The organism is Streptomyces sp. TSRI0281 (assembly GCF_001905125.1).
Taxonomy (GTDB): Bacteria; Actinomycetota; Actinomycetes; order Streptomycetales; family Streptomycetaceae; genus Streptomyces.
This window is the reverse complement of the sequence record NZ_LWLE01000007.1, coordinates 17,456-39,603: the sequence shown is the minus strand read 5'-3', so window position 1 is coordinate 39,603 and position 22,148 is coordinate 17,456. Positions and strand designations below refer to the sequence as shown.

Genomic DNA, 22,148 nt, shown 5'->3' with positions numbered 1-22,148 from the left:
GCACTGGTGGGCAAACTCGGGATCTGCTCATGCCAAGAAGTTGGTGGACAGGAAAGATTGGCCGACTTGAGTGCCGTGGCGAACACTGGCTAAGCATGGCGGATTCTGGCAGATGGCTATTTGCGAATTCAATCACTCAGGTAGTTGGGAGTGGGGATCGGCTATGACTTTGCCTTGGGTGGCGCTCGCTCAAGTGAGGTGGCTGACGCCTGCGCATGCGGTGAGCGAGATGCGCTCGGCTGCAGGGGTCTGGGTGCCGCGGGTGGGCAGCGCTGTGAACCGGCGTGCTGGGACCGTCAGCTGACGGCAGCAGCCGGCCTTGTTGCACAGCGTGTGCGCCGGGGAATTCTGTACGGAGCGGGAGCCAGACCCGCCCCTCTCCGTAATTGCCCCTGCGTGCCCAAACGGGGCCAGGGGCGACAGCCGACCGCTTCTAGGCGAGCGAAGCGCCGAACGCAGAGGAGCGCCACCGACGTGCAGGTGGCGCTCCTCGGCGTTGCGGGATAGTCAACCGCGGTTGCCGTTCTTCGGCAGCCCACCCCGGAAGTCGCAGCCGGGGCACTCGTCCTCGCCCTGGATGTGGCCCTCGTACCACCCGTGGACAGCCGCGTGCAAGATCGCTTCCTCCACTGAGGCTTCGTCGTTGCGGACTGACGCGACGGCGTTGCCGACGATCACTCGGAGCACGGCGCTGTCTGGCGAGGGAAACGGTGGCGACGGCATCCGCGACTCGGTCATGGCTTGAGTCTAGGGACCAACGAGCCGTCATCTCAGTGGAATCGTCGGGGCAAGCTCGCCGGAACTAGTCAGGCGGTGGATGCAGCGCTGGGCTGCGGCATGGCGAAGCCCAAGTTCGTGTGCGAGGCATCGACAGGCTGTTGGGGCGATTCTCGTAGCCAGTGAAGGACCGCGCGGTCCTTCGCGGCATCCTGAGATCGACGGGTCAGCTAGGCGTGTGTCGTCGGGATCCGGCAGAGTGCCTCGGCTCTTGCGGTTACGGGCAGCTCCGACGCTGATGCCCAAGTGGGCGGCGACCTCCGGATACCCCCAGAGTTTCTGGTCATCGGCCATCGGGTCCTTCTGTTTCGTCGGTGATGAGCGTACGCAACACGCGGCTGGGCGTACGGCAAGGCCGCCCCTGGTTGATCGGAGCGGGGCGGCCTTCTGCGGTTTTGGTCAGACCTGGGCGAGGCGATTCGAGAGGTCGAGGGCGGCGGTCGCGACCGCGAGGGCGGCGCAGAGGCCGAGCACCTCGTGGATGGTCGGGTGGACCAGGCGCGGCCAGTCGTCAGGGGCGGCAGGCCAAGAGGCGAGATGTACCTCGCTGGTGGCAAGGCCCAGGTGGGCGGTGACGTCCCAGCCTGAGAGGGAGGCGGGCTCCCAGTGCAGGCGAATTCGGCCAAGAGGGAGTCTCGGGGTTTCGGCGGAGAGCCAGGTGATGTCGAGCGGTCCGTCGGGCAGGGCGGAGACGCGCTGGACCAGCGCGCCGCGTACGTCGCTCGGCATGGGGCGCATGGCGAGGCCGTGCAGCGGAAGGGCGTGCGAAGGGTGGGATCGCGACGAAATAGGAGCCTCCGGGGTGTGTCGGTGGTACTGGTCAGGCCCAGGCGAGGGCGTCGCTGACCGCCGCCGGGAGGTAGCCCTCCTGGCCGTCTTCGGCGATGAACGCCTTGCCGTCCCGGAGGACGACCTTGACTCCCAAGTAGTGGGTGAACGGGAAGTCGGGGTTGATGGCGAGGCGGATCGGCAGGTTGGGGTCAAGGTCCTGGAGCTGGCGGAGCAGGTGGCCGACGGTCAGGTAGTGGGGCACGGGAACCTCCGAGATCGGTACGGGATGGCAGACCGGGATGGGCGGTGGAGCGTCAGGAGCCATCGACTCGAAGCTGGTCGGGAAGGACCTTCGGCCCCTGGGCGTGACTGGCGAGGTGCCGCTTACGGCTCTCGTTGACGTAGCCCTTGCCGGATTCCTTCATCCCCCAGCCGCCACAGGCGCAGATGGCCTCCGTGAACGCGCGGCCGGGGCAGCCGGGGTGGAGCGGCTTACCGGAGCTGGTGTGCTTGTGGTCCGTCAGGCAGAGAGTGTCGTCGGCGTGGTAGTTCGTCAGTGGGGCGCGGAAAGGCACGGTGGATTCCTCGCGAGCAGGGGCGGCAACCGGTCGGTCCGTTCGGCGGATATCAGGGTGAGCGGGGTCATTCGGCGAGGTCTCGCTGCCACCGGCGTTGTTCGGCACGACGGGCGGTGCGGCGGCGGACGGTCTTGGTGCGGCGGCCGTACTGACCGGGTAGGTAGAAGCAGGTGCAGCGTCGGGCGTAGGCGCACTTACGGCGGTAGCCGGGGCGGGTGGCCAGGAGCATGCGCACGGTCGGAATCTCCTGTTGGTTGGTGCCGTTTGGAACAGGTGTTGTGGAGGCGCGGTCAGCGGTGGGCGACGAGCGCGGTGAGGAAACCGGCAACGCTCTCGGAGGGGGTGTAGTGGCCGAACTCCTGGACCCACGGGTCACCCTCGGTGGGCTGTACCCGGACCTGCCAGACGATGCCGCGCTTCCAGGCGGCGGGGTCTTCGGGGAGCCAGCCGACGTAGACACGGCCGTCCGGGCTTGTCGCGTGGACGTTGGCCTCCGGGGTGTCGACGACTGACCAGCCAAGGGCGTCGAGGAGGTCGAGCACCGGGCCTGCGCAGTGGTCGGAGGAGAGCCAGCAGCGGTCTTCCATGGCGGGGCGGACGACGGCGGGCAGGAGGGCGGCGGAGGCGTTCACGGTTGGACGATCCCTTCGTTGACCTGCGGTTTTTCCCAACACCCGTACGTTGACATGCAGTGTGCCGAAGTACGTAGTCCCTTCCCGGGAAGCGGCGTCTGCCGTGGGCGAACTGGCTGCCGTCAGCAGATGGCTGGTGGCCCGGGAATGGATCGGCGGACACGGTTGTCTTAACTGGGTTGCGGCATCGGGCTGCACGGGACCGAAGGGGGAGCAGGGGTGACAGAGCCGAGCAGACACGGGGACGGAGCGGGGCTGGAGCGCAAGATCCGCGCTGCTGGGCGGCCGTGGACGGTGGGCGACATCGCGATGGTCGCCGACGGCCAGTGGGCTGTCGGTGCGCAGCCCGACGGACGGCGAGACGAGGGCGCGGTGGTGGAGGACCGGATCGCGGATGGGCGTCGCGTCGAGTTGACGTTGGAGGAGCTGGCCGTCGCGGTTGGCTCCCCCATCGGGGATGCCGACCGCGACGAGGACCTCGCCTGACGATCAGCGACGTGGCCCCGGGCCGGACACCGACGGGCCGACAGCGGCCGAAGGAGCGGGCTGATCGGGCGCCTGGCTCCGGGCGGGTGGAGCGTGCCCGGAGCGGGCGACAGCGGCCTGGGCCAGCCGGGCCGTTGGGGCCCGGTCCGCGGTCGCGGCGGCTTCACGCGCTTCGACCACGCGCCTGATCGCCTGCAGGTACGTACGGCTCTCCGCCTGGGCGACGCGAAGGTCGGTCGCCGAGCTGGTGATTCGTTCCAGGTCGTAGAAGGCCGGCACGTGGCCGGGCTGCGTAAGGGCGTGCAGACGGTCCTGGTGCACGGCCACGGCGCTGTCGGTGATGACCAGGGCCGATCGGATGTGCATGGCCGCGCGCAGGAGCGGGTCGTCGCTCGCACGGCGGACCGCGAGGGACTCCAGAGCTTCGATGGGGCGGCTCCAGGCTTTCTCGATCATGGCTGTGGCCTGGTCGAGTGCGGTGGCGTCGGGCATGTCGGAACTCCCGGCATTCGGAGGTGCTGCTTCTGTCAGAGCTGATGCCCCGGAAGGCCCGGAGCCGGGCGGTCAGCGGCTCCGGCGCGGGGCCGTCGGGCTGGCCAGCGGCCGGGCCCCGAGATCGCGCGCGGGATTGCTCGATCGGTTCTGTACCGAAGTCGCCGTGCGACTACGGGCGGCCATGACCCGGAGGCCGGCGGCTGTCTGCGGGAAACGCTCGGCGCGGTGGACGGCCTGGGTGACAGCAGTGCGGCGCACGTCGAGTGGGGTCGGAGCCCGAGGAACCCGGGGGGCGGTCGGGCCGATGGGAGTGAGCGTGACCAGGTTCTCCATGGTGCGATCGAGCTGGTGCCGCTCACGCACCACCGGGGCTGGATCGGTCATGACGGCTGCCGTCGCCGCGATCAAGTGGGACGGGGTGCGGGCTGTGAAGACCGCCTCCGCGCGAGTTCCCCAGCCCGGTGGACCGGCCCACAACGTGACGGCTTCGTCGTCCCAGTCGGAGAGACGTTTGTCGATCAGGACGCCTGCTTGTCCGTCAGGAGCGATGATCTCGACGGTGCCGCGCTCGGCGGCCTCACGACGCCAGCCGGCATCGATCAGTGGCCGGACGGCGTCGGCCCAGTACAACGACGGGCTCGCTAGAAAGTGCCCGTTGCCGTCGTAGGCATCGGCTTCGGCGTAGTCATGAGCCAGAGCGGTGGTGAGACCGGCGACCATCTCGGCCGGGGTGACATGGTTGAAGGTTGCCATCCAGCGGGGTGCGGAGACGGCCTCCTCGGCTGCGGTGATCTTCCACAGCTCGAAGTCGTCGCCGAACCAGCCGATACGAATCCTCTGGTCGGGCGAGGTAACAAGGAGCTGGCAGGGGCCCTCGTCGAGGTAGTGGTGCGGCCAGTGAGCGACGGGGGCGAAGCCAGCCTCCCCGGTCCCGTTGGAGCCGGCCAGGTACATGGGGCTGATTAGTACCTCTTGGTAGGGATCCTGGTCGTAGGGCTGCTGGGTGCTCATCGTCGAGGCTCCGGGGCGTAGGAGGGGAACGCGCCCGCGTGTGCAGCGGAACGGGCTGCTCGACTGCACGCGGGCGCCGTGGCAACGGGGTGACGCGGCTGGCTCTCAGCGGCACCCGGATCACCGACCCCGACCCGCGACCGACTGAGCGGTCACGGCCGCTGGCACCTGCGGTTGCGGCTGTGGTGCATGGCTGAAGAGGGTGTTCGGCGCGGTGGTGCTCCGGCGCAGGGCCGCCGCGGTTCGGACGCTGTCCGCCCCCAGCGGGATGCCGGTGTGGGTCCGCGTGGCCACCGCGACGTGGACCGGAGGTGAGGAGTCCCTCCGTGTGGTGACGGGGTTACTCCAGTGCTCGATGGCCGCATAGACGGCGCCCAGCGCCCGACCGGTATCGGTCAGGACGTAGGGGTCACCGTGGCGCGGGCCTGTGCGGGCGACCAGGCCGTCGGCCTGAAGTCGGTTGAGTCGATGCCGGGTGTAGCCATTGTCCAGACCGGCCTCCTCGGCGATGTGGCCGAACCGCATGGGGCCGCCCGCGTCAAGGACCTGGATCACGGCAGTCGAATGCCGAAGGTGCAGACGCCGCGCGGCGTCCTCGACGCGTTCGGCTCCGGCCACCTTGCCGAGTGACAGGGTGGCCTGGGACCAGTCCGACAAGGCACGGTGCACCGGGGACAGCGATTCGCCGAATGCGCTGAGCTGGTACGGAGCCCCGTGACGGTCGTCGGCACGGGTCACCAGCCCGTCAGCGTGCATCGTGGCCAGCCGCTTGCCGACGAGTTGCTCGCTGATGAAGGGCAGCCTGGCGGCGACGTCGCGCACACGCATGGGGTGACCCTGCTGTGCCAGGGTCTGCGCCGACCAGGTGGTCCACCTCGGTGCTATCAGGGAAAGTGCGTCCTCGACACGCTGGGCATCGACCGTGCCGATGGACAAGGCGGGGGGTTGTACGGGGATGGACATGGAACAACTCCGTTGGGGGAAGGCCGGTTCCGAGCCGTGGGGCGCGGCCGACAAGCAGGTGGCAGGCGCGTTCGGCACGGAGGCTCTGGAGCTCTCGACCAGGCGACGGGTATAGATCGCGGTGGACACGGAAGGCTTCCTCCTGCGGATACTCAGCGGACGCGAGATGGCTTGACCGCCGTGCCGGAGAGAGATTGCGGAGGGGCGCCCGCGTCGGCACACCCTGGGAGAGGAATGGTCCGGCTGCGCTGGAGGGCGGCGGTAACCCGTGATGTCGCGTCTTGGCCGTCCCGGAGAGCGGCTTCGCCCTCGGGCGCGGGCGAAGATTCAGACGCCGTGAGCTGCTGACGGCCACCAGCGATGGCCAAGTCGGTTTGCTGTGCCTCCCGTCCAGCCTTCGTGCCCTGGTTCAGTTCTGGCTCCATACCAAGATCGGGGGCCTCTGACGGCTGCACAGCTTCGGTGTCGTGCAGGATGCGGCGGTACGACGACATAGCCCGGGTGAGTTGCTCATAGGCGGCTGTCCGGCGCGCAATGAGCAACTCGATCCGGTTGGCCGAGGAGCCGAGGAGCCCGTTCGGGCTGCGCAGGCTGGCGTGATCGCCCTGGCCAACGGGTTCAAGGATCTGGATCGCGGCTTGGGCAGCACGGGTTAGTTCGCGGTGGAGCGAATCGACGTCGCGGGCGGTTGCGGCGACTAGCCGACCGACGATATCGAGCGGGTGATGGCGCGGCAGGTTGTCGGCCAGGGCCCAAGGGTCATCGACCCCGAACTCCACAGCGACCCAGTGGGCGCCGGGCCGCTTGGCCGGGTCGTGCGGATTCACTGGGCCACATCCATCCGAGCCAACAGCGAGCGGACGATGGTGGGCAGGCTGTCCGGGCCGTCGCCGGTCCAGACATGGTCGGTCGCTTCGCCGAGGACGTACGCGGCGTCTTCGAGGAGGCCGTTGGAGATCTCCATACAGGCGTCAGTGATCCGGGAGGCGGCGAGCAGGGACTGGGAGAGGACCTCGACGTAGTCACCGGGCGGAAGGCCGGCGGCCTCGGCGGCGGTGCGGATCGCCGCCAGCTCCAGGGCACTGAAAGCGAAGTCGAACTCGCTGTCCTGCTCTGCGATGGCGGGTGTGGTGAGAGCCGGGTCCGGTGGCTCCGCGGGGATGCCTACGCGTGTGCAGATCCGGTCGACCGATGTGGTCAGCTCCGCGAGTGACTCGGTGAGCCATCCCAGCGCGGAGGCGTAGGAGGCCAGCGTGAACAGACCTGCTGGCGTGGCGGGAAGTGGTTCGTCGACCAAGAACCGTTCGAGCTGGTCGTTCAACTCGCAGACCACCCCGGGTCCGGCTGACAGCGCCCCCAGCACTGGGTGCAGGTAGGAGCGGCTGGCGGGCGTCGGGTACTCGGCGGTGAGGATCGCGGAGACGTTCTGCGCGGCATCGGTGAGGAGGCCCGCCAGTTCGGTACGGGCCAGGGGGGTGCGGTTGGCGGTCATCGCTGGGGAGCCTTTCGGGAGGCGAGGGCAGCGGGCTGGGCAGGTGCTGGAGCGGTTGCCGGGACAGCCGTCGGATAGTCGACCGCGTGGGGTGAGCGGGACTGAGCGGCATGCACGCGCGCCTCGGCGGCGGAGGCTGTCTCGACGTCCTGGTGCGCGCCGGTGCGGAGGTGGGCCGTGCGGTAGACCGCGTAGTCCTTCCGGCTACCGGCGGCGACGAGATAGATCTCGCGCTTGTGGTTCGAGGTGGGCGGTGCTGGGCGGAACTGGATGACCATGCGGTAGGAGACGGACGGGTCGACGTAGACCTTGTGGAAGCCCGCGAGGCGGCCTTTCAGCGGCAGGCAGTCGTCGCTTCCGTGGACCAGGTTCTGAAGCTCCAGCAGCGCCAAGGCGCGTATTTCGTCGGGAAGTTCCCGCAGATCCGCGATGGCGTCCGGGTGCGCGGCGAAGGCGAAGCGGGCGCGGCTCACGTCGACCTCCCAGCGCTCGGTCGCTGGGCCGGTCCTGCCGACGGCGCGCTGTGGCCATCGAGGCCGGCCTTCGGTATCGCGGAGGCACCGGACGACCGGGTGAGGGCAGCGTGGGTCCGGAGTGCGGTGGTGTCACCGCAGTATTCCGGTGGCTGCGGCAACGGGCTGCTGCGGTCGTCCAGCCAGTGCCGGGCGGCGTCCTCGTCGGTGAAGGCGCCCTCGCGCATCGTGTAGGTGTGGGCGCCGAAGTCCCCTTCTTCGAGGAAGACACGAATTGGCGCCTGAGCAGCGCTGGAGTCGCGGGTCAACGTCCACGTCTCACACGGGTCGTAGTCCGAGGTCTGGCTGTCGAGGACTTCGTACCGAGTGCCTGCCTCGCGGATCTGCTGTTCGATCCGGGCAGTGAGATCGTCGGCGGGCTTCATGAGGTCCCCGCCGGTCTGGGTGATCCGCTCGGGTGGGCAGCCGTGTTCGATCAACCAGTTCTGGGCGAAGGCCATGTTGGCGTGATACGTCAACTCGAAGGTGAACGTGTTCAGGCTGAGGTCTCGCGCGACCTTGATCGCGGCTACCTGCGGTTGGCCTGGAACTCCCCAGGTCACCGAGCCGTCGTGGGCGACGACATAGCTGTGGGATCCGTTGGGAGTCGCGTTGTGTTCAGCCAGGATCGTCAGGTCACCGGCCCAGAACTGCCGCTCTGCGTATTCGGAGTCCGCATTGGCAGGACCGAGATCGTCAAGGTGGAAGTCGAGTACGTCACTCATGCCGCCAGCTCCATCTGCTCGGGCGCAGGGGTGGCCAGCACGCGATGGTTGGGCCGGGTCGGGCTTGTCGTACACGCGGCGAAGGGGCCGTCAGGAGCACGGAGGTGAACAAGTGCCTGGTCCATGTGGTCGCGGTGCCACGTCGAAGGACCGGACAGGCCGGCCTCGGCATCGGTGAGCTGCTGCCACGCGAGCCAGAGGGCGTGCAGCCGGGCGACGGCCTCGGGGTGTTCGTGCCACTGCGGGCACCACGGGCGAGTCGTACTGATCTCTCGGCCGTACACCGGGAGGAAGAGGTAGTTCACCCAGTTGCTGAGGGCGGCGAGTTCGACGGCGTACGCCTCACCGCCCAAGGCGAGGATGAACACCGAGGTGGGGCCATCCTCCTGCCCGGAGTCGGCCCCCTCTGGGGCTGGAACGTCGTCAGTCGGCTGGAGTGCGGCGGAGGCGGGAGCGGGCTCGGAGCCCAGGCGGTCGAGGATCACTCCGTGCTGCCTTACCTCGGCCATGGTCTTGGCGAGGGTGCTGGCGAGGTCGTCAAGGTCCCCGTCGGGGACGCGGAACGGCTCGGGGCCGGGGGCGGTCGTGCTGGTGTCGGACATGGGGGCGTGCTCCATCTGTGGGACGGCGACATGGGCAAGAGGATCCGGAGGAACCGCGATTTGGCCCGGCCGGAGAATCCCGGTAGTGAGGCGCTATGCCGCCGTGCAGCGAGGGCAACGGGGGAAGGGCGGAGTCAACAACTGCAGTGCTCGAGTCGCTTGTTGTGGAACGACGCCGTTGCCGAGCGCGGTGAGCTGCGCCGGTCGTCCGAGCCCCGGAGTGGCAGTGACCCAGCCGGGCTCCAGGCCCTGCATCCACTCCACAAAGTCGGCACGGAGCCGTCCGGCCGCATCGGTGGGCGGCGGCGCGGGGCGGGTGAGCATCTCCCATCGGGTGATGGCGGCCGTGTATGCGCCCCATCGCCGGCCTGCTCCCCGGCTTCCGGAGTCGATTCCGTCCAGAGCGGCAGAACCACTGCTGACGAGGGAGGACGCCATCCCTTGCCCGGTCGGCGTCCCGGGGTGCCCGTGTCGCTGGCCCGCGGTGTGGGCAGCAGCGAGGCCGCCGCACTCGGCAGGGTCATGTCCCCATTGCCGTGACGCTGGTTGGGCGAGCCCTTGGTCCCGTCCGACGCCTTCGGGGTCGGCAGGAGGAGCCACTCCACCTCGTCGGCCAGGTTCGGGCCGTGGCCCCCGCTCTTCCTCTTGGCGGGGTGCTGCGAGCCGCCATTCTTCGCGATGTTGCTGGTCGGCGTCTTGAGCAGGGTGTTCAGCGGGCCAGGCGGCGAGGAAGGTCCGCTCGCGGCGGTGCGGTGCTCCGATATCGGAGGCGCGAAGCACGAGCCACCTTGCGTCGTACCGGAGGTCGGCCAAGGATCCGAGTACGGCACCGAGTGCCCGCAGAGGAGGCTGGCCTGGGGCGTCTCCCAGACACCACGGGCAGAATTCCACGTCGCCAGGGGAACCGGCGGGTGAGGTGAGAAGTCCGCGCACATTCTCGATCACAACCAGGCAGGGTCGGAGGGCCTCGACTGCACGGGCCACGTGCAGCCACAGCCCGGAGCGGGTCTGGGAGTTGAGTCCGGCCCGTCGGCCGGCGACCGAGACGTCTTTGACAGGGGAAGCCCGCCGTCAGGACGCACACCGAGGGGACGGTGGACCAGTCGACGGTCGTGATGTCACCGAGGTTGGGCACCCCGGGCCAGTGCCGGGCCAGGATGCGCGAGGCGTCCGGATTGACCTCTGCGTGCCAGGCCAGCGTGCCGCCGAGGGCAGACCGCACTCCGAGGTCCAGCCCGCCGTACCCCGAGCAGAGCGAGCCGATCAGCGGAGGACGCGCGATGGTGGTCTGCATGTCACCGAACCCGCGCGATCCGGGTCGGGGGAGCTGCTGCTGTCGGGGCGGTAGCGAGAGGTGGAGCGGGAGAGGAAGCTGCGGTCGTGGACCGGCTGCGGGCGGCCTGGAGCCGGACGGGCGGAGGCGAAACCGTCGCCGACGCGGCGTGAAGGGAGTCGGCGGCTTCACGCAGCGCCGTGTCCGCCATATCGAGCGTGTCGATTACTACCAGGGTGGCCGCTTCTCGCACATCCAGGGCGTCGGGCTGGTCACGGAGGTGATCGGTCTGGTCCAGGAAGGAGAGCTGGTGGGCCACCGATCCGAGGGCGGATGCCGCCTCGCCGGCGGGTCCTACAGCGGCGGCGAAGCTGGTGATGACCCTGGCCGTGTGGGCATCCCGGTCCTGAGCGGCGGTACGGAAGAGAACCTCGTCCCCCAGGGCAGTGATCATTTTGCCGAGTTCGGAGATCTGCCTGGCGACGGTGACGCTGTCAGGTGCGCGGTGAGGGTCTCCGGGGACCGGGAGTTTGCCGCGCTGGGCATCGAAGGCTGAGGCCGTGGCACGCAGAGCCAGGGCGTTGGAGATCGGGGTGTTGTTCACGGTGAATCCCAACGGAGAGGACGAGCGACGGGCAGGGGAAGGGTTCAGCCATGTCCGCGAGAGGGCGGTCGCGCGGCGGCCGGGATGGGCGCAGAGCCGGGCCGGGCCGGGGGCGGCGGCGAGGTTGGGCGCGGCGTGCTGCGGGCGAGGGCGGCGTGCACCTGCGCGGGGGGAGGCCCGTTCGGCGAAGGGGCTGGGGCTGTCGGTGTCGGAGCGGGGCGGCCGTTCGCGGACTGCCAGCGGGTACGTACGTCGTCGAGTGGGCCGAGCGCGTGCAGGGCGTGATTGATGAGCTGCCCGGGGGCCAGAGTCTCGTCCTCCGCCAGGGCTCGGATGGCACGCGCAGAGGTTGCCGCTGTGCGGGTGACCGAGGAGCGCATCACCAGCTCGCCGAGCCATTCGGCGCTGCCTGGACCCACGCCGTCGCAGATGGCGGTGAGCTGGTCGCTAGACAGCGTGCCGTCGGCCAGCAGGCCGCGCCGCTGGGCTTCCCAGAGCAGGGTGATCCGATCGATGGGCTCGCCCCGGTGGTGCAACGCGCCGAGGCACCGGTAGAGCTGTCCGTGGGCTGGGTCGGCGAAATCGCCCGGCCGCAGCCAGCCCACCACCTCAGCCATGGCCCTCGGCCGCTCGCCAAGGACGGCAAGAAGGAACCGCTCGTCCTCGGCGACCTGGTCGGCCCGAACCGGTGGCGGGGCGGCCGGGGCGGTGGCCGGTGGAGTAGCAGGCGCGACCGGGCGCGGTTCGGTTCCCCAACGCTGTGCGAGATCGCTGAGTACCCCGGTCAGAACATCCGCGTAGTGCAGGGCCTCCGCGACCTCGCCTTGCAAGGCGTCGGCGCGGGCAACTTGGTGAAGACGGATCGCGTGTGCAGTGATGCTGCGATGGATCGCGCCTTCCAGCACCATGCGGCCGTACACCGGAGCGTGCGCGGGACGCGGGCAGGACTGGATCAGGGTGTGGGCGTACACTGCGATCAGCCCCCGTACGTGGAGGCTGGCCTCGTCGACCGCATCGGTCACCCATGACAGCGGTACGGACTTCTCGGCCAACGCGGGGTGGCCGTCGTTTCCGAGCTTGCGCAGCGCGGCGAACAGCGCCTGGTGGACCGGTCGGTAGAAGTGGTCCGGCGAGAGCCAGTCAAGATGCCGGAGCTGGCCCGGATCGAGCAGCACGGAGCCGAGCACCGCCTGCTCGGCAGCCAGCAGCGGGTTCACCGCTCACCTCCTGCATCGGGAGTGGGCGGCTCGCTCTGCCGGGCACGGAGGTCGGCGACCGCCTGGTCGGCGGCGGCCATCGCCTGGGCGAAGCCGTCCAGCATGCTGGTGAACGTGGGATCAGTGGCGAGAATCGGGCCTGCCCCGCTGACCAGCCACCACTGGCCGTCGAGCAGAACGACCGGCGAGCGTACGGACCGCCCGAGACGCGGCGTGGGCGCGCTCATGCCGACAGCCCGAAGTCGTTGCGGCCGTGGGTCTTCGCGCGGGCCCGCTCGGTGATGGCCTTCGTCGCGCGGGCGGAGGCCGGGCCGACCACCTTGGCGGAGGGCTCCTCGTACCAGGGGCGGAGGTCGAGCATGGCGACCCGGATGCCGGTGGCCAGGAGCAGTGCCTTGCCCTTGGGCAGGGCGCGGATCGCATCGGGCGGCAGGATCCGCTCGGTACGCATGCTCACCGAGGTGGACTTGCCGCTGTCGCTGGTTGAGACCGAGGTGGTCTGGACGTCGTGGTCACCGACCTGCCTGCTGAGGCGGTCGGCGAAGTCGGCGTCATCGATGCCGCTTCCGATGATTTTGACGGTGGCGGCGGACCAGAGGGCGTCCATTCCAGCCTCGCCCCAGCACCGCTGGCCCTGCCGGTAGGACTGCAGGATCGTCATCGGGATGACGCCCCGGCTGCCCAAGTGGCTGTACAGGTCGGGGAGATCCGAGATTTTGCAGACGTTCGCGGCTTCGTCGAGGACGCACAGGGCGGGCGGGTCGAGCCGTCCGCCGGAGCGCTCGGCGACGACCACGGCCGCGCGCATCACGGCGTCGGCCGCTGCGGCGATGATCGCGGACGCGCTGCCGCCGCCGTCCTTGCTGAGGAGGTACAAGGTGTCGCGGGAGGTGGCGAAGGCGAAGGGCTTGAACTCGGGGAGGTCCTTGGCGGGAGTGACCCAGGCCGCGATGTCGGGGTCGAGCAGACAGCTCGCGTACTGCCTCGCCGTTTCAAAAATGCCATCGCGGGTCTCGGTCGCACCGGAGACGGTGCCCTGGAGCTGGGCGGCGACCGCGTCGTGACCGGCATCGGTGAGCAGGTCGACCGGCGTCCGGTCGGCGGGGGAGGCGAGCCAGGCCAGGACATCAGTGATCGGCCGTCGACGGCTGGCAGCAGCGAGGAACAGCGCGCCGAGCGTGTTACTCGCGGCGGTGGACCAGAAATCGGAGCCGTTCGACTCGTCCACGCTGGCGGCGACGAAGTGTCCGGCCAGACGTTTCGCCCCGGCGAGGTCGCGGGCATCGGCCAGGATGTCCCACCACATCTCGCGCGGGTGGTGGGCGATCTGCTGAGGGTCGAGGGCCCAGATCGTGCCGACCTCGGCGCGAGCGTCCACCGTCGCGGTGAAGGCATCGTTCGCGGCCTTGTTGCTGGTGAGCAGAACCGGGCCGGGTGCCGCGAGAATCGCGGGGATCGCGAGTCCCGAGGTCTTACCGCTTCGCGGAGCCATGATCGCGACGATCACGTCCTCCCAGGACGCGCGGACACTGGCCCGCCCCGGGGAGAAAGTGCCGAGCAGGATGCCGCGGTCAGCAGGGGCGACCTCTTTACACTCCCGGCCGCCGCTCAGGGACGGCCGCAAGCTCCTGGCCTTGGCGGTGATCTCCTTGTCCAGCAGCGGAGCGAGGTCGGCCTTCCGGGCGAGGCCGTTCTGCGCGCCGCCGCGCAGGCGCATCCATAGCACCAGGCCGAGGACGGCGAGGCAGACGGACAGCAGGCCAGGGATGATCCGCGCACCGACCAGCAGGGCCGTGGGGCTCAGATGCGGCCACAGCACATCAGGGTGAAGAAGCGCGTCGGTGGCACTGAACGGAGACCAAGGCCCGCTGCCGAAGAGGGAATTGGTGAGATTGCCGTTCAGCCAGGCCAACGAACCGAAGGCGAGCGTGATGCCGAGTATGCCGAAGTGGAGGTAGAGGAGCGCGTCCGAGCCGGTGGTGGTCGACGGCGCGCTGGTACGCGGTGCGGGCATGGTGGTCCTGGGAGTGAGCGCAGGCGAGTGATGGGCGGGGCGCGCGGTGCTCTTCTGCTGGTCATCGAGGCAGCTCCTGTTCGGGAAGGGAGTTGGCGGTCGGGACTATCGGGTGTGGGAGGGGCGGGGCAACGGAGAGCTCGCCCTGCTGGATTTCGGGGCTGGGTGGGGCCTGCGGCAGACGTGCTCCCCACCCGGGATGGACGGACTTCGGGTCCGGAGGCCGGTCTTGTGGCGGAAGAAGGCACCGGCAGGTTCACGGTGTGACTGACAGGGTCAGACGGTCGGCGAGGGACGAGAGCCAGTCCCGAGTTGCATCGGGACTATCGGCGGAGACGATGAGGAAGCCGACTCGGCTGGTGTCGAGGTCGCCCGTAGGCGGCAGTACGACGCGCTCTCCGACATCGCGGAGCCAGGTCACCTCGTACAGCCACGGGTACTCCGGACCAGGGACGATCGCCAGGTTCCGAGTGGAGAGGATGCCGGTGGCCGGGGGATAGAGGATCTTGATCGCAGCGGTGGTGTGCGCCGTGGGCGTCAGGTCGGGAATCTGCCCGCAGGCGATGTCGGCAGCGATCCGGGGCAGGTCGAGGCCGGTGGCAAGGCGGACGAGCTTGCCGATCAGGTCGCCGCCGATCCGGGAGTTGACCTCGATGATCCGCGGACCGGACGCGGTGAGGCGCATCTCCACGTGCTGGACGCCGTCGGTGACGCCCAGCGCCCGGACGGCCTGGAGGGCGACGGGGGTGACCTCGGGCAGGAGCGGGTCGTCGGCATCGACGGTGTGGCCGACCTCTTCGAAGTACGGAGGGAAGGCGACCTCCTTGCGGGTGACGGCCAGCGCGGTGGTGACGCCGTTCTGGGTGACGCACTCCACCGATATCTCCGGGCCGGACAGGTACTCCTCGACCAGCACACCGCTGCCTTCCGGGCCCTGCTCACCGGCTCCAGCGGCAGCGAACTCCCAGGCGGTGGGCAGTCCCTCGGGCGTATCGACGCGGACCACGCCGATGCTGGCCGCGTGGGAGGAAGGCTTGAGAACGACCGGGAAGCCGGTGCGGAGCGCGGCGTCGGTCGCCTCGGCCAGAGTATCGACGCGGGTGGACGTGGCCGAGGGCACGCTGTGCTCGGCGAACAGGCGGCGACTGGTCGCCTTGTCCCGGCAGGCGGTCATCGCCGCCGCGCTGTTGCCGGGCACGCCGAGCCGGGCAGCGAGTTCAGCGGTCGGCACGAGCGTGTACTCGTCCCAGGTGACGACTCCGGCGATGGGATGCCGAGCGGCCAGGGCCAAGCCGGCAGCGACCACGGCCTCCGGGTCGTGGGTGTCGGCGACCTCGTGGTCGACCATCAGGTGCTGCTGCCAGGACGGCTGCTTGGTGTCGATCAGCGCGATCGGGTACGCGGCGGCGGCCCGCTCGACGCAGTAGCCGCGATAGACGGGATCGGTTCCGCCGACGACGATCAGCAGCGGGCGAGTGGATCGGGACATGGGAAAGCCTCCGTGGGGCGGTGGTGGGCAGGGGAGGAGAAGAGGCAGGGTGCACCGGGCCGTCCAACGCCCCTTCACAGGGCATCCGCTGCTGGGGCGGGCTCCTTGTGATGTGCAGGAACTTGCGGATGGGGCAGTTCGCAGGCAGTCCGGTGACGCCGCAGACCGGCGAAGCAGGCACTCAGCACCAGGCCCTGGACAACGGCGCACGCCAGCAGCAGTCGCGGAATCTCAGCGGTGGAGACGATCGCGATCAGGGCTCCGGCCAGCGGAAGCGGCAGCAGCACCAGGATGATCGTCACTGCCAGGGTGGAGCCGAACGCCTGCACCGGGATGAGGCGGGACCGCAGCGTGCGCAGGACGACGATCATCACGCCTTCGCCAGCCATGACCACCGCCACCGCCGCGGTGTACGCGGTGAAATTCGGAGCCAGGGCGGTCGCCAGGCATGCCGCGGTTGAGACAGCGGCTGCCACCGCGCCGACCGACCAGATGCCGAAGCGGTCGATCGCACGGCGGCTGGCCCACACGGCAATCAGAGAGGCAACGGCTGCCGCGCTCCAGACCGAACCCACAGCGGCGGTGGAGTAGTGGAAGTGGTGGATAACCGTGATCGGGGCGGCGGCCTGCAAGACGCCGGTGGCCAAGTTGGAGGCGGCCAGGCCACCGATCAACCAGGCAAGAGCTGGGGTACGGCGAAGGGTTGCCCAACCTGTCATAAGGCTGCTGGGCACCGGGCGGTGTTCCGTGGCGGCCACATCGCCAGATGTGGTCGCGGCAGCGGTCAAGGCCAACAGTGCGACCACGGCCAGCAGCACGGTGGGGCCGGCCAGCAGCAGCAGGCCGCCCAGGAGCGGACCGACGAGCATCGCGCCCTGGTCGATCCCGGTCTGCACGGCCTGCACACGGTGAGCCGCACTGCCCAACCGGCGGCTCGAATCAGCTCCGAGAGTCTCCACCGCGACGAAGGAGACCTCGGTGAGCAGCCCGGAGACAGCGCCGAAGGTCAGGACAACACAAGTGGTCATCGTCCCGGCGCTGGGCAGGGCGAGCAGCACCGCACCGGTCAGGACGACCACGACGGTTCGGACCAGGTTGGATATCCGGAAGACACGGCCGGCACTCCACCGGTCGACCAGCGATCCGGCGAAGGCGAAGGAAGCCAGACGAGGCGACCATTCGAGGAGGAACGCAAGGCCGGTCAGGGCGGTGGAACCGGTGGTTACCAGGACCAGGAGCGGGATGGCGTAGGTAGTCGTCGCGCTGGCCAGAGCGTCGGCGGCCCGCATGAGATAGGTGCGCGGCAGACCGGCGGTGGGAGCGTGTGAAGAGATCATCTGGGTCACCGCGTCCGAGGGCCGGGTGCCTGCGACGGACGTATGGCCGCGCTGGCGTCCGCTGCCCCGGCACCGAGGGGCGAGGCGACCTTGGCCTTGGCCGCCGCAGGCGATGTGGCGAGAGCGGCGCTTCGGGGGTCGGGGAACCTCGGAGAGCGCGTCCGCGTCTCGGCCGGGGACTGCGGCACGTGGCCGAAGCGGTGCAACTCGATCTCCCAGTCGACGAGTTCCGACTGCGCCGAGCTGACGAACTCCGCAGCGGAGCCGAACCGGTCGGCGAGCTGGTACGCCTCGTCGTCGAGGTCGGTGATCTGCTCGCCTGCCGCCTCCAGCGCTTCCTGGACACCTTCCAGTGCTTCCCGGACACGCTCCAGCGCGCCGTGCTCGGGATGAAGGAGGTGGTCGACCGTCCGCCGAAGGTCCTCACTGTTCTCGGCGGACCTGATCTGGTCGGTGAGTCGGAGGAGTTCCGCTCCGGCTGTGTAGGGCCCGAGCGGGTTTGCCGGGGTGGTCACCCGGCCGGTGTCGAGGGATGGGTCGAGGTCGACACCGTAGCGGGCGGCGCGGAGCATCTCGGCCGCGTAGGTGGCGGTGGCGGCGCGAATGGGGGGCGGGGTGGTGGTGGGAAGGCGATGGCGTCGGCCGTACCAGTCCTCGATCTGCTGGAAGCCGGCGTGCTTGAGGAGCGTGGCGGAAAGGTCGTCGCTGGCACCCTTCGCCGAGACGCTGCCGCTGGGCTCGGTGGTGATGGTGATGGAGGGGGCAAGCACGTGGGTCTCCTGGGTGCGGGGGATCGGGTGTGGAGCGGTGGGCCCGTGACCCAGCTCGGCGGCGAGGCGATGGCACTCGGTTTGGAGGCGGAACGCGTCGCGGTAGGCGTTGTGGAGGCTGCCGTCCTCACGAGCGAGGGTGGCCACGACGTGCACCTGCCGGGGCTGGTTGCGCAGGGCGATCCACCGGCAGGCATCCGGATCGCCGTCCGGGGCGATACCGGTGGCGGCCACCAGGCGGCGGGCGACGGTGGCCCACTGCGAGTCGGTGAGGTCCGGCCGACGCGGGTCGGAACGGACCGAGCAGATCCATACCGGCCGTTCGGGTGCGCGGGCCCCGAGGCGTTCGAGGGGAGCGTCGAGGGCGTGGGCCAAGTAGGGCAGCGAGCCAGACTCGGCGAGCAGCTCGATCGGGGCTCCGTGGCCGTCGCCCGCGATCAGCCGGGGACTGGTGTGGTTACCGCGTTCGCCCGGCCCGTACAGGTACGAGAGCAGGTCAGCGGTGTTGCTGGCGCGCTGCAGGTGGGCGATCACGGCGTCTACCTCGAACGGGAGTAGCGAGAAGGACCCGAGTGCTCGGGTCGGCAGAGAGAGAATCCGCAGAATCCGCGATTTGGCCCGGCCGGAAAACGCTGGTATATGCCCCGATTCGTCAGGACGGGGAGTAGTTCGAGGGGGAGTGCCGCCCACCTGTCTCCAAGAGACCCGCACCCGGTGCCCGAGGTATCGGCCTTGACCAGACCACCACGCACCTTGCCTGATCTGCGTGGCTCTGCGGCATTGTGGTGAACTCGCCCCGCATACCGTCAGGGACGGGCTTCCCGGGGTGAACTGCTCAACCGGGCGAGATGCCTTGGCCGGGGACCGCAGCCAGCGCGTGGGCTGGCCGTCCGTCGTCTGTGCTCGTTCCAACCCGGTTCAATGCTCCGCCATGGGGTCGAGCTACGCGGGCTGAACTTCCGGGAGATCAGACGAAAGCACTCCGCGCCCCGCCCCGCTCTTCTAGGGTCTTCCCTGGCAATGGCTTTGTGTCAGCACTACGCCACCCCCGGTGCTCACAACGTAGTTAGGCACTATCGCAAGGGGGGCGTCATGGGGCGCAGAGGTGTTCGCCGCAGGAAAGAGGACTCGGACTGGAACCGAGCCACCTTCTTCGCAACGCTTGGTCGGCTTCTTCTCGAAGCGATCGACAAGGCGCGCGAATGGTGGCGTGACTGACAGCCCGAGTCCCCTTTCTGACTGTGTTGCAACAGTCGTGCGCCAGTAGGCGCACTACGTCACGGTGTTAGCCGCACCGCGACGTGACGGGCCGCGGTGTTAACGCACCGCGGCCCGCGTTTCTGGGCTCAGCGCCGTTGGCGGGCGACGCACAAGCGACAGTAAGGACGGAAAGGGTAGACCCCTCCAAGTTAACCTCTCGCAATTTCGAGGTCTGGCGGCTGCCTCTTCTTGTCTTCGGATCCATCCCCGCATGCGCGGGGGGTACTTTCACCTGATGACAGTCTCAGCATCAGACCGGCGAACGCCCTGATCTGACCGTCGAGACTGTCATCAGCTAAGAGTGCTCCCCGCGCATGCGGGGATGGACCCACAGGTGAGAGTAACGGGACCACCCCCGCACGCGCGGGGAAAGCAGCGAAGTGATTTGTGCAGCGGCTTCAGGCCGGTGTCCCACTGCAGCGGGACACCGGGCGGTCAGAAGTGAGGGTTCTCGGTCGGCCGGTCGGCCTCGGTGGCTGCCTGGACCAGTTCGGTGAGGTCGTCCGACTCGGAGGAGCGCTGGTCGATCCACCACCCGGCGCGGGTGATGGTGCGGGCGGCCTCCTCGATTTCCTCCCACTCCGCCTCGCTGGTCTCGCCTTCGAGGACCAGGGCGGTGTAGGCGGCGGCCAGGACCTGGTGGCGGCAGCGCACACCCCAGGCGATGGCACGCTCGGTTCCCTCCAGGGGCGGCAGACGGTACTGCTTGGACCAGGTTTCGGATTCGGCCTGCTCTTCGGCCCGCTTGGCTTCCAGCCAGGCGGCTTTGTCCCGCTCGTTGCCGTCCTTGGCGGCCCGCCAGCAGTCGGTGCATTCCTGTTTGGCGAGCCATTCGGCGAAGCCCGCGCGGCGGGCTGCCGGCCGGTCGGAGAGGTCACGCTCGGTCTGGTGGCCGCATGAGTGGGTGATCGGCCAGACGGTTTTCACGGCCATGGTTGCTGTTCCTTATGGAGGTGGGTCAGCGGTTGCGGGAGAACGCGATGCGCGGGTCGACCGGCCGGGCCGCCGTGGCGGAGGCGGCGGGTGAGGGGACGGGCGCCTTGTCCGGGAGGCTGCTGCGGGCCGGGCTGGTGGCGAGTGCGGCGGCGCCGACGGGGAGCTTGCGAGTGGTGGCTCCCTGGTCGTGCTCGTGGCGTGCGGCAGCCGCGGTTTCAGGATGGCGCCGCGCTGTTATGTCCTGGGCGAGACGGGGGCGTACCGCGACCTGGAGGTCGGACTGGTGCATCGACACCGTGGCTTCGGCGACCTTCGTCAGGGCTTGGTCGCGGCTGGTGGTGCCGGGCAGCATGTAGATGTCCAGGATTGGGACATGGCGCCAGCCGTGTTCTTCCAGGATGAGCCGGCCGCCGAGTGCGGAGGAGCGGTCGTCGGTGGCTGCGATGACGCCGAGCTGGGGGTGCTCGGCGAACGCGACGTCGGGGGCCATGCGTGGGGGCCGGTCGCGGGTGGGAGACGTGCCGGAGGCCAGGGAGAGGTCGAACGCGGCGTCCACGTCGACCTGGTATCCGGCCTCGCGCAGGACCGCGACGGCTCGGGTGGTGCGGCCCTGTCCGTCGCGTTGCTGATTGGCCAGCGCGTAGAGCGTTGGCTGGTCCGGGACGGGGTGGAAGTCGAGGCGCTTCAACGCCCATTCACTGGAGGCGAGTTGCTTCGGGTTCGCGGCGACGATGCCGTAGTGGGGGTGGTGGCCGAATGCGACATCGGGAAGCGAGTCGTAGGGGGTGGGCATGGCTGATCCATCCGGTGCGGGCTCGGGGTGCGGGGCGGTCGGGGGCCGGGACGGATCTGCTGGTGCGGGGCATGACGTTCTCCGACGAGTGGAGCGGTCAGCGACCGGGGACGGGCAAGGGGCTGGCGGGCGGCAGGGCGGGGCGTGTGGCCGGGGCCGCCGGCGGTGGTGCTGGGGTCGTGCGCTGGGCAGTGGGTGAGCGTGCGAGGGCAGCGCTCACGCGTGGTGAGGCGGAGGCTGGCCGTGGAGGTGCGCCGAGCTGGTCCAGGCGTGTGTCGATGGAGGCGAGCAGGTTCGGGACATCGCCGCCGTGCCGGGCATGGGGGCCGCCGGGCTCCGAGTCGTAGATCACTTCGTGAACGGTGGAGTCGTCGGGATGCCCGCGGGTCACCAGCCAGCTCTCGGGATGCCCGGGTGGGTGGTCCGTCGCTGGCTCCTGGGGCGGTGAGATGGTCAGCGCGCTTCCGTCGGGGAGCACGGCGCGGACGGTGTAGTCGCTGAGGCCGTACTCGACGGTGCACTCCAGGCCGCGCTGCCGGAGGGGGCCGGTGAGATGGCCGTACCCGTGCTCGTGTCCGCGTGGACCTTCTCCGTGGCCGGGTGCGTCAGCGACCGGCGATGGAACGTGGGGCTGGTAGCCGGTGAGGCGTTCCATGGGGGTCCGGTTGCCGGTCATCGAGAACGGTGCGGGGGCGTCGGGTTCGGCGCGGGCGGTGCGGGAGGTGGCGCGGGCGGTGTCCGGCGACCGTCGGACGTTGACCGGGCGAGGGCCACGTGCACACGGTCAGCCTGCGAGGGCTGATCGGTATCGGGCCGGTTGGCCAGGTAGTCGGCAGCCCGGACGAGGGCGGGGCCTTGGGAGGACAGCTCGTCCGCGTAGTGCCAGCCTTCGGAGTTGCGGATCTCGCGCGCCCGGTCTTCGTACAGCTTCCGCGAGCCGGGGAGTGAGACATCCATGAGGGAAATGACCTGGTTCCACTCGTGCTGGAGCTGGGCTGCTCGGTTCAGGGAGATGTCGATTCCGCGCAGCCGCCGGAGGTCCTCGACGATGGGCTCCTCGACGTAGTCCGTTCCGTTGGCGGTGGCACGGACACCGGCCAGGACCTCGGGCCCGTGGGCGAGGAACACCTCGACGTGGTTCCACGCCTCGGCGTCGCGCTTCACCTTGCCGTCCGCATAGCCCTCCTCGTCGATGGGCCAGCCGTCCTCGTCGCAGAAGGAGTCCGAGACCGCGTCCCAGGCATCGGACGCCTGCCTGATACCGGCGGCGGCGGACGCCAGCGCAGGTATGTGCCGTCGCCACGCCACGTGATCGTCGGCCGCTGACAGTGGTTCTTCGCCGGGCGTAGGAGAGCAGGAAGAAGTAATCACGTCTGGTCCTCGTGTTGGTACTGGCGCCCAGTGCGCACGC

26 protein-coding genes and 2 pseudogenes are annotated in these 22,148 nt (G+C 69.5%); 1 reads left to right on the top strand and 27 read right to left on the bottom strand.

All coding sequences use genetic code 11. The features are described from left to right. Window positions 1-507 precede the first annotated feature (507 nt). From A6A29_RS13950 to A6A29_RS13925, 6 genes are all read right to left on the bottom strand, one after another. Complete coding sequence (locus tag A6A29_RS13950; RefSeq protein ID WP_073720390.1) at window positions 508-738, bottom strand: hypothetical protein; 231 nt, start codon at window positions 736-738, stop codon at window positions 508-510. Window positions 739-1,176: 438 nt separating this feature from the next. Next, window positions 1,177-1,506: an esterase gene (locus tag A6A29_RS13940; RefSeq protein WP_073720389.1), complete on the bottom strand. Its 330-nt coding sequence runs from the start codon at window positions 1,504-1,506 to the stop codon at window positions 1,177-1,179. Window positions 1,507-1,597: 91 nt separating this feature from the next. Then, window positions 1,598-1,810: a hypothetical protein gene (locus tag A6A29_RS13935; RefSeq protein ID WP_073720388.1), complete on the bottom strand. Its 213-nt coding sequence runs from the start codon at window positions 1,808-1,810 to the stop codon at window positions 1,598-1,600. A 52-nt stretch (window positions 1,811-1,862) separates the two neighbouring features. Next, complete coding sequence (locus A6A29_RS13930; RefSeq protein ID WP_073720387.1) at window positions 1,863-2,123, bottom strand: hypothetical protein; 261 nt, start codon at window positions 2,121-2,123, stop codon at window positions 1,863-1,865. A 67-nt stretch (window positions 2,124-2,190) separates the two neighbouring features. Then, window positions 2,191-2,361: a hypothetical protein gene (locus A6A29_RS45235; protein WP_158074395.1), complete on the bottom strand. Its 171-nt coding sequence runs from the start codon at window positions 2,359-2,361 to the stop codon at window positions 2,191-2,193. A gap of 55 nt (window positions 2,362-2,416) precedes the next feature. After that, window positions 2,417-2,758: a DUF317 domain-containing protein gene (locus A6A29_RS13925; RefSeq protein WP_073720386.1), complete on the bottom strand. Its 342-nt coding sequence runs from the start codon at window positions 2,756-2,758 to the stop codon at window positions 2,417-2,419. Window positions 2,759-2,977: 219 nt separating this feature from the next. Here A6A29_RS13925 and A6A29_RS13920 point away from each other — a divergent pair, with 219 nt between their 5' ends. Next, window positions 2,978-3,244, top strand: coding sequence for a hypothetical protein (locus tag A6A29_RS13920; RefSeq protein ID WP_073720385.1), 267 nt, complete (start codon window positions 2,978-2,980; stop codon window positions 3,242-3,244). 3 nt (window positions 3,245-3,247) lie between these two features. Here A6A29_RS13920 and A6A29_RS13915 read toward each other — a convergent pair whose 3' ends face one another. The 21 genes and pseudogenes from A6A29_RS13915 to A6A29_RS13820 all read right to left on the bottom strand — a co-directional run bounded on the left by A6A29_RS13915 (window position 3,248) and on the right by A6A29_RS13820 (window position 22,045). Further along, on the bottom strand, window positions 3,248-3,736 hold the full coding sequence (locus tag A6A29_RS13915) for a hypothetical protein (protein ID WP_073720384.1): 489 nt from the start codon (window positions 3,734-3,736) through the stop codon (window positions 3,248-3,250). Between the two features lie 72 nt (window positions 3,737-3,808). Next, on the bottom strand, window positions 3,809-4,750 hold the full coding sequence (locus tag A6A29_RS13910; RefSeq protein WP_073720383.1) for a DUF317 domain-containing protein: 942 nt from the start codon (window positions 4,748-4,750) through the stop codon (window positions 3,809-3,811). A 120-nt stretch (window positions 4,751-4,870) separates the two neighbouring features. Continuing rightward, window positions 4,871-5,713 carry a winged helix-turn-helix transcriptional regulator gene (locus A6A29_RS13905; protein ID WP_073720382.1) on the bottom strand — a complete coding sequence of 281 codons (843 nt, stop codon included), beginning with the start codon at window positions 5,711-5,713 and terminating at the stop codon, window positions 4,871-4,873. Window positions 5,714-5,865: 152 nt separating this feature from the next. Further along, window positions 5,866-6,540: a hypothetical protein gene (locus A6A29_RS13900; protein ID WP_073720381.1), complete on the bottom strand. Its 675-nt coding sequence runs from the start codon at window positions 6,538-6,540 to the stop codon at window positions 5,866-5,868. Next, on the bottom strand, window positions 6,537-7,205 hold the full coding sequence (locus tag A6A29_RS13895; RefSeq protein ID WP_073720380.1) for a hypothetical protein: 669 nt from the start codon (window positions 7,203-7,205) through the stop codon (window positions 6,537-6,539). Before A6A29_RS13895 ends, A6A29_RS13900 begins: the two co-directional genes overlap by 4 nt. After that, window positions 7,202-7,678 (bottom strand): hypothetical protein, encoded by a 477-nt coding sequence (locus tag A6A29_RS13890; protein WP_073720379.1) that lies wholly within the window; start codon window positions 7,676-7,678, stop codon window positions 7,202-7,204. The genes A6A29_RS13895 and A6A29_RS13890 overlap by 4 nt, the downstream gene beginning before the upstream one ends. Next, window positions 7,675-8,442 (bottom strand): glycosyl hydrolase, encoded by a 768-nt coding sequence (locus A6A29_RS13885; RefSeq protein ID WP_073720378.1) that lies wholly within the window; start codon window positions 8,440-8,442, stop codon window positions 7,675-7,677. The genes A6A29_RS13890 and A6A29_RS13885 overlap by 4 nt, the downstream gene beginning before the upstream one ends. Continuing rightward, on the bottom strand, window positions 8,439-9,044 hold the full coding sequence (locus tag A6A29_RS13880; protein ID WP_073720529.1) for a DUF4913 domain-containing protein: 606 nt from the start codon (window positions 9,042-9,044) through the stop codon (window positions 8,439-8,441). The genes A6A29_RS13885 and A6A29_RS13880 overlap by 4 nt, the downstream gene beginning before the upstream one ends. 93 nt (window positions 9,045-9,137) lie before the next feature. Continuing rightward, window positions 9,138-10,043, bottom strand: a pseudogene (locus A6A29_RS13875) (DNA cytosine methyltransferase); the annotation flags it as partial. 121 nt (window positions 10,044-10,164) lie between these two features. After that, window positions 10,165-10,338: pseudogene (locus A6A29_RS47510) on the bottom strand (DNA cytosine methyltransferase); the annotation flags it as partial. 1 nt (window position 10,339) lies between these two features. Further along, complete coding sequence (locus tag A6A29_RS13870) at window positions 10,340-10,921, bottom strand: hypothetical protein (protein WP_073720528.1); 582 nt, start codon at window positions 10,919-10,921, stop codon at window positions 10,340-10,342. 44 nt (window positions 10,922-10,965) lie between these two features. Continuing rightward, complete coding sequence (locus A6A29_RS13865) at window positions 10,966-12,138, bottom strand: DnaB-like helicase N-terminal domain-containing protein (RefSeq protein WP_073720377.1); 1,173 nt, start codon at window positions 12,136-12,138, stop codon at window positions 10,966-10,968. Further along, complete coding sequence (locus A6A29_RS13860) at window positions 12,135-12,365, bottom strand: hypothetical protein (RefSeq protein WP_073720376.1); 231 nt, start codon at window positions 12,363-12,365, stop codon at window positions 12,135-12,137. Before A6A29_RS13860 ends, A6A29_RS13865 begins: the two co-directional genes overlap by 4 nt. Continuing rightward, the gene (locus tag A6A29_RS13855; protein ID WP_073720375.1) at window positions 12,362-14,152 is read right to left on the bottom strand and encodes a type IV secretory system conjugative DNA transfer family protein; all 1,791 of its coding nucleotides are present in this window, start codon (window positions 14,150-14,152) and stop codon (window positions 12,362-12,364) included. Before A6A29_RS13855 ends, A6A29_RS13860 begins: the two co-directional genes overlap by 4 nt. 256 nt (window positions 14,153-14,408) lie before the next feature. Next, window positions 14,409-15,641 carry an ATP-grasp domain-containing protein gene (locus A6A29_RS13850; protein WP_079182738.1) on the bottom strand — a complete coding sequence of 411 codons (1,233 nt, stop codon included), beginning with the start codon at window positions 15,639-15,641 and terminating at the stop codon, window positions 14,409-14,411. Window positions 15,642-15,715: 74 nt separating this feature from the next. Further along, window positions 15,716-16,978: an MFS transporter gene (locus tag A6A29_RS13845; RefSeq protein WP_073720525.1), complete on the bottom strand. Its 1,263-nt coding sequence runs from the start codon at window positions 16,976-16,978 to the stop codon at window positions 15,716-15,718. A gap of 5 nt (window positions 16,979-16,983) precedes the next feature. Further along, window positions 16,984-18,282 (bottom strand): hypothetical protein, encoded by a 1,299-nt coding sequence (locus A6A29_RS46455; protein WP_241838454.1) that lies wholly within the window; start codon window positions 18,280-18,282, stop codon window positions 16,984-16,986. A 1,161-nt stretch (window positions 18,283-19,443) separates the two neighbouring features. After that, window positions 19,444-19,941, bottom strand: a complete 498-nt coding sequence (locus A6A29_RS13835; RefSeq protein WP_073720374.1) for a hypothetical protein — start codon at window positions 19,939-19,941, stop codon at window positions 19,444-19,446. Between the two features lie 25 nt (window positions 19,942-19,966). Then, on the bottom strand, window positions 19,967-20,737 hold the full coding sequence (locus tag A6A29_RS13830) for a hypothetical protein (protein WP_073720373.1): 771 nt from the start codon (window positions 20,735-20,737) through the stop codon (window positions 19,967-19,969). Between the two features lie 97 nt (window positions 20,738-20,834). After that, window positions 20,835-21,413, bottom strand: coding sequence for a hypothetical protein (locus A6A29_RS13825; RefSeq protein ID WP_241838453.1), 579 nt, complete (start codon window positions 21,411-21,413; stop codon window positions 20,835-20,837). Continuing rightward, window positions 21,410-22,045: a hypothetical protein gene (locus A6A29_RS13820; protein WP_073720372.1), complete on the bottom strand. Its 636-nt coding sequence runs from the start codon at window positions 22,043-22,045 to the stop codon at window positions 21,410-21,412. The genes A6A29_RS13825 and A6A29_RS13820 overlap by 4 nt, the downstream gene beginning before the upstream one ends. Window positions 22,046-22,148 lie beyond the last annotated feature (103 nt).

Excerpts from the sequence above, each read along its gene's own strand:
- A6A29_RS13850 (WP_079182738.1), bottom strand. The coding sequence starts at position 15,641 with ATGTCCCGATCCACTCGCCCGCTGCTGATCGTCGTCGGCGGAACCGAT.
- A6A29_RS13895 (WP_073720380.1), bottom strand. The coding sequence starts at position 7,205 with ATGACCGCCAACCGCACCCCCCTGGCCCGTACCGAACTGGCGGGCCTC.
- A6A29_RS13940 (WP_073720389.1), bottom strand. The coding sequence starts at position 1,506 with ATGCCGAGCGACGTACGCGGCGCGCTGGTCCAGCGCGTCTCCGCCCTG.
- A6A29_RS13825 (WP_241838453.1), bottom strand. The coding sequence starts at position 21,413 with ATGACCGGCAACCGGACCCCCATGGAACGCCTCACCGGCTACCAGCCC.
- A6A29_RS13880 (WP_073720529.1), bottom strand. The coding sequence starts at position 9,044 with ATGTCCGACACCAGCACGACCGCCCCCGGCCCCGAGCCGTTCCGCGTC.
- A6A29_RS13885 (WP_073720378.1), bottom strand. The coding sequence starts at position 8,442 with ATGAGTGACGTACTCGACTTCCACCTTGACGATCTCGGTCCTGCCAAT.
- A6A29_RS13950 (WP_073720390.1), bottom strand. The coding sequence starts at position 738 with ATGACCGAGTCGCGGATGCCGTCGCCACCGTTTCCCTCGCCAGACAGC.
- A6A29_RS13910 (WP_073720383.1), bottom strand. The coding sequence starts at position 4,750 with ATGAGCACCCAGCAGCCCTACGACCAGGATCCCTACCAAGAGGTACTA.
- A6A29_RS13835 (WP_073720374.1), bottom strand. The coding sequence starts at position 19,941 with ATGGCCGTGAAAACCGTCTGGCCGATCACCCACTCATGCGGCCACCAG.
- A6A29_RS13915 (WP_073720384.1), bottom strand. The coding sequence starts at position 3,736 with ATGCCCGACGCCACCGCACTCGACCAGGCCACAGCCATGATCGAGAAA.
- A6A29_RS13855 (WP_073720375.1), bottom strand. The coding sequence starts at position 14,152 with ATGCCCGCACCGCGTACCAGCGCGCCGTCGACCACCACCGGCTCGGAC.
- A6A29_RS13830 (WP_073720373.1), bottom strand. The coding sequence starts at position 20,737 with ATGCCCACCCCCTACGACTCGCTTCCCGATGTCGCATTCGGCCACCAC.
- A6A29_RS13860 (WP_073720376.1), bottom strand. The coding sequence starts at position 12,365 with ATGAGCGCGCCCACGCCGCGTCTCGGGCGGTCCGTACGCTCGCCGGTC.
- A6A29_RS13905 (WP_073720382.1), bottom strand. The coding sequence starts at position 5,713 with ATGTCCATCCCCGTACAACCCCCCGCCTTGTCCATCGGCACGGTCGAT.
- A6A29_RS13845 (WP_073720525.1), bottom strand. The coding sequence starts at position 16,978 with ATGATCTCTTCACACGCTCCCACCGCCGGTCTGCCGCGCACCTATCTC.